Genomic DNA, 4138 nt, shown 5'->3' with positions numbered 1-4138 from the left:
GGGGCCCCGCGCGGACGGCGCGGACGGCGGGGACGGCCTGACGGGCCCCGAGGGCCACGAGGACCTGGCGGCGATGGCGCACGAGCTGCTCGCCCCGGCGGCCGGGACCGAGGAGAGCGGGGTGGACCTGGACACGGTGCAGCACCTGGTCAGCGCCGCGGCCGGGGAGAACTCCGCGGCCGCGCCGCGCGGGCGGCGCAGGTTCCGCGACCGGCTGTCCCGCCTCGCCGACCAGCTCACGGCGCCGCCGCCACCGCGCTGGTGACGCCCGGTCCCGGTCCGCGCCGCCGCGGCTACTCCCGGTCGCCGCGCGCCGGGGAGTCGTGCCACTTGGGGTCGTTCTCCCACTCCAGGTTGCGTTCGCGGGCCGTCTCCATGGCCTGCTGGGCCTCGCCGCGGGTGGGGTAGGGGCCGAAGCGGTCCTTGGCGGGGCAGTCGGGCCCCTCCTCGACCTTCTTGTGCTGCAGGCAGTAGTACCACTCGCCCGGCTTGCCCGCCGTGCGCTTCTTGAACAGGGCCATGCCGTGTCTCCTTCTCCTGTCGCCGGCTTCGCCGCCGAACGCGGGCCTGATGCCGTATGCCCCGCTGGTTAGACTCGCAGGCATGTCTGCCCAGTCGCTGCTCGTACCAGGGGAGCTTTCTCCCACCCGATCCGTGCCCGGAAACATCAGGCGGCCCGAGTACGTCGGCAGGCCCGCCCCGACGCCGTACACCGGCCCCGAGGTGCAGACGCCGGAGACCGTCGAGGCGATGCGGGTGGCCGGCCGGATCGCCGCGCAGGCGATGGAGGAGGCCGCCAGGCACATCGCCCCGGGTGTCACCACGGACGAACTGGACCGGGTGGCCCACGAGTTCATGTGCGACCACGGCGCCTACCCGTCGACGCTCGGCTACCGCGGCTTCCCGAAGTCGCTGTGCACCTCGGTCAACGAGGTGATCTGCCACGGCATCCCGGACTCGACGGTGCTGCGCGACGGCGACATCGTCAACCTGGACGTCACCGCGTACATCGGCGGGGTGCACGGCGACAACAACGCCACCTACCTGGTGGGGGACGTCGACGAGGAGTCCCGCCTGCTGGTGGAGCGCACCCGGGAGGCGCTGAACCGGGCGATCAAGGCGGTGCGGCCGGGCCGGCAGATCAACGTGATCGGCCGGGTCATCGAGTCCTACGCCAAGCGGTTCGGCTACGGCGTGGTCCGCGACTTCACCGGGCACGGCATCAACACCTCCTTCCACTCCGGCCTGGTGATCCCGCACTACGACAGCCCGTACGCGACGACGGTGATGCAGCCGGGCATGACGTTCACCATCGAGCCGATGCTGACGCTGGGCACGTACGAGTACGAGATCTGGGACGACAACTGGACGGTCGTCACCAAGGACCGCAGGCGCACGGCCCAGTTCGAGCACACACTGGTGGTCACCGACACGGGCGCGGAGATCCTCACCCTCCCGTAGCCCGCGCCGTCCCGGCCGGCCGGGGCGGGCCGGCCCCGTCCCGGCCGGTCCGCGCGCTACGGCGCGCGGACCACGGCCAGCTCCGCCAGGCCCGAGTAGGTCACCACCGGCCGGAGCAGCGGCGGGACCACGATCTCCAGCCGCTCCGCGTGGGCGAACAGCACGCTGAGCCCGGCGCTGTCCAGGTACTCCACCGCGGTGAGGTCGAGCACCACCGTGCCGGCGGTGTCCTCCAGCGCCCGGGCCAGCACCTGGGCGTTGCCGAGGTCGACCTCGCCGGCGACGGTCAGCAGGGGCGCCCCGCCGGGCCCGGCGCCGGGGGTCACGGTCAGCGGCGTCATCGTTCGATCCTCGTCAGCATCCGGACCGTGGTCCCCGTCTCGCCCGGCGTGACGGCGACCTCCTGCATCATGGCGTTCATCAGCGCGATCCCGCGGCCCCGGTGGTGGCTGTCGTCGGGCCGTGGCGGCTTCCACCGCCCGCTGTCCTCGACGATGAGCCGGATCTCGTCCGCGCCCGCCGCCGCGGAGAGCCGGACGGGGCCGCCGGGGTGGTCCCGGTGGCCGTGCTCCACCGCGTTGGCGCAGGCCTCGCCCGCGGCGACCAGCACGCGCTGGGCGAGCCCCGGCGGCAGGTCGCACCGCTGCAGCCACCCGCGCAGCGTCCCCCGGGTGACGGCCAGCTGGGAGGACTCGGCGGGGAAGGTCAGCTCCAGCGGCCCGGGGTGCCGGTACAGCAGGAGGGCCACGTCGTCGTCGTAGCCGCCCTCGGGGGCGAGCCGGTCCATCACGCGCGCGGCGAGTTCGTCGGCGCCCAGGTTGCGCCCCTCCTGGAGCGCTTCGCCGGCCAGGGCGATGCCCTCGCTCAGCGGCCGGCGGCGGCGTTCGACCAGGCCGTCGGTGTAGAGCAGCAGGGTGGACCGCGGCGGCACCACGCACTCGGCCTCGGGGCGCTCGGCGCCCGGCCTGACGGCCAGGGGCAGTCCGCGCGCCCGGTCGAGCAGGGTGACCTCGCCGTCGGGTCCGGCCAGGATGCCCGGCGGGTGCCCGGCGCCGGCGTACACCAGCCGCCCGGTCCCCGGGTCGAGCACCCCGCAGAACAGCGTGGTGCACAGCGCGCCGGGGACGCCCGCCGCGAAGTGGTCCAGCGCGGCCAGCGTCCGGGCGGGCCCCGCCTCCTGGAGCAGCAGCGCGCGGCAGGCGCTGCGCAGCTGGCCCATCACGGTGGCGGCGTCCAGGCCCCGGCCCACGCAGTCGCCGACGACGATGCCGATGCGGCCGCCGGCCAGCGGGACCGTGTCGTACCAGTCGCCGCCGACCTCCAGGGGCGGGACGGCCGGCTCGTAGCGGACCGCGAAGCCCTGGGGAAGCCGCGCCGGGCCGAGGATGGCGCGTTGCAGGGCGAGCGCGGTGCGGCGGTGCTGGTCCGCCTGGTGGGCCCGGGTGAGGCCCTGGGCGAGGCGGCCGGCCAGCAGGGAGAGCAGCACCTGGTCCTCGGGGGTGAACGGCCGCCGCCCGCCGAGGTCCACGCGGAGCACCAGCGGTCCCTCGGGGTGTTCCAGGACGACGTGGGCGCGGCCGCCGTCGGCGAGCGGGGTGAGCGCCGGCCGGTCGCGCAGGCGGGTGAGTTCCGCGCGGTCCTCCTCCGGCAGCCTCCCCCACCGGTCGGCGGCGCCGTCGCCGACGGCGGCGAGGCACGGCTCGGAGCGGTCGCCGAAGACGACGGCGAGGACCTGGCCGGCCCTCCACAGCAGGCGCAGCTCGTCCAGCGCACCGGCCAGCGCCTCGTCCGGGCCGGCGGCCTGGGCGAACCTGAGGGCGAGGGCGGCCAGGGCGCCGTCCCGCTGGACGGCGTAGTGCTCGGCGGTGATGTCGCGGAAGGTGCCGACGACGACCCGGCGGCCGGTGTCCGGGTCCCTGGCCTCGTTGCAGCTGACCGAGATCCAGATCCGCTGCCCGTCCGCCCGGTCGACGGGCAGCGTGCACCTCCCGGGCCGGCCGGAGAGCGCGTCGCGGAAGGCGCGCGCCCACCGGTCGTGCGCCTCGCGGCCGGTCTCCTCCCAGGGCCGGTGCGGGCCGGGCAGGCGGTCCGGGCCGTGGCCGAGGATCTCGTGGTACGCGGCGTTGACCTCGAGGACCGTGCCGGTCTCGTCGCAGACGAAGAACGCCTCCTGCAGGGCGTCGACCAGCGCCGCGCGCCAGCGGGCGTGCCGGCCGCGCATCCGGGCCAGCTCCACGTTGGCCCGGACCCTGGCCAGCAGCTCGGCGGCGGCGAACGGCTTGACCAGGTAGTCGTCGGCGCCGGCCTCCAGCCCCTCGATGGAGGCCTCCTGGCCGGCCCGGGCGGAGAGCAGCAGCACCGGCACGGCCGCGGTGCGGCTGTCGGCGCGCAGCGCGGCGACCATGGCCAGGCCGTCCACCCGGGGCATCATCACGTCGCCGACGATCAGGTCGGGCTGCACCGCGCGGGCCGCCTCCAGCGCCTCGGCGCCGTCCCCGACGGCCCGGACCCGGTAGCCGGCGCCGGTGAGCAGGCGGGTGAGGTAGCCGCGCATGTCGGCGTTGTCGTCGGCGACCAGCACCCGGGCGCCCGCGGCGCCCCGGGCGAACGGCGTGTCCGGGGCGGGCGCCGCGGCCGGGGCGAACGGCGCGGGCGGCGCGGCCGGGCCGGGCAGGAC

Annotated in this window: 4 protein-coding genes and 1 pseudogene; 2 read left to right on the top strand and 3 right to left on the bottom strand. The window is 76.1% G+C overall.

All coding sequences use genetic code 11. The features are described 5' to 3' along the window. A pseudogene (locus A2U95_RS15385) lies at window positions 1-265 on the top strand (hypothetical protein); the annotation flags it as partial. A 28-nt stretch (window positions 266-293) separates the two neighbouring features. Here the strand turns inward: A2U95_RS15385 and A2U95_RS15380 are convergent. After that, on the bottom strand, window positions 294-521 hold the full coding sequence (locus tag A2U95_RS15380; protein WP_166022899.1) for a hypothetical protein: 228 nt from the start codon (window positions 519-521) through the stop codon (window positions 294-296). Between the two features lie 82 nt (window positions 522-603). Here A2U95_RS15380 and map point away from each other — a divergent pair, with 82 nt between their 5' ends. Continuing rightward, on the top strand, window positions 604-1461 hold the full coding sequence (gene map, locus A2U95_RS15375; RefSeq protein ID WP_166022897.1) for a type I methionyl aminopeptidase: 858 nt from the start codon (window positions 604-606) through the stop codon (window positions 1459-1461). A 56-nt stretch (window positions 1462-1517) separates the two neighbouring features. Here map and A2U95_RS15370 read toward each other — a convergent pair whose 3' ends face one another. Both A2U95_RS15370 and A2U95_RS15365 read right to left on the bottom strand, forming a co-directional pair. Continuing rightward, entirely contained in the window at window positions 1518-1802 is a 285-nt protein-coding gene (locus tag A2U95_RS15370) for an STAS domain-containing protein (RefSeq protein WP_166022895.1), read from the bottom strand. After that, the coding region (locus tag A2U95_RS15365; protein WP_166022893.1) for a SpoIIE family protein phosphatase at window positions 1799-4138 on the bottom strand (2340 nt) is incomplete at its 5' end. The genes A2U95_RS15365 and A2U95_RS15370, both read right to left, overlap by 4 nt.

The organism is Streptomyces chilikensis (assembly GCF_001642695.1).
In the GTDB taxonomy this organism is placed as follows: domain Bacteria; phylum Actinomycetota; class Actinomycetes; order Streptomycetales; family Streptomycetaceae; genus Streptomyces; species Streptomyces chilikensis.
This window is presented reverse-complemented; position numbering and strand designations above follow the sequence as displayed.